Source organism: Sphingomonas endophytica (assembly GCF_001476895.1).
Classification (GTDB): domain Bacteria; phylum Pseudomonadota; class Alphaproteobacteria; order Sphingomonadales; family Sphingomonadaceae; genus Sphingomonas; species Sphingomonas endophytica_A.
On sequence record NZ_LDTB01000270.1, the window covers coordinates 1 to 742 of the forward strand.

Sequence of the window (742 nt, forward strand, 5' to 3'; positions counted from 1 at the left end):
ATCCACTGTCCGCTGTGCATCGGTCATCACGTCACCGGCGCGCTACCGCCGCCGGCGTTCGCGTTTGGAGCGCGGCTGCCGATCGCGCTCACGACGGTCCGTGCATTCGAGGTGCGGTTCGTCGCACGTTTCCGATCCTATGATCATCAATCCCGCGGGCCTCCGACACTGACCTGACCGCCGGCGCTTCGGCGCCCCTTCGTTCGTCAGATCAAATCCGGAGTCCTGTCATGTCATCCGCATCCGCGCGGCTGCGCGCCTGTGCGCTCGCCGGCGCTGCCGCAGCATTCATTTCGCCTGCCAACGCTCAATCCACATCGCAATCGACGCTGCCGTCCGTCACGGTGGACGCGCCCCGGCCACGGCGCGACGCATCGGTGCGTCCGCAGCGGCGCGCCGCGCGTAGCGCGCCGGCGCGGGCCGCGCGCGGTCCTGCCGCCCCGGCGCAAGCGGCCGCGGGGGAGGGCGGCGGCACCCGTGCCGCACTCGCCGTGCTGTCGGCGCAGCAGGCGCTCAAGGAGATCAACAACACGCCCGGCGGCGTCGCGCTGGTGCCGGCCGAGGCCTATCGCAACTCCACCGTGGCCAACACGATCAAGGACATCCTCGATTATGTCCCTGGCGTGTTCGCGCAGCCGAAATGGGGCGACGATACGCGGCTGTCGATCCGCGGCTCCGGCCTGTCGCGCAATTTCCATCTGCGCGGCATCCAGCTCTACATGGACGGCATTCCGATCAACAC

At 69.3% G+C, this 742-nt stretch carries 2 protein-coding genes; both read left to right on the plus strand.

What is annotated here, in order from left to right:
• The first annotated feature begins 12 nt into the window (after window positions 1–12).
• Entirely contained in the window at window positions 13–177 is a 165-nt protein-coding gene (locus NS334_RS19505) for a hypothetical protein (protein ID WP_428835075.1), read from the plus strand.
• A 53-nt stretch (window positions 178–230) separates the two neighbouring features.
• The coding region (locus NS334_RS17135; protein WP_153002835.1) for a TonB-dependent receptor plug domain-containing protein at window positions 231–742 on the plus strand (512 nt) is incomplete at its 3' end.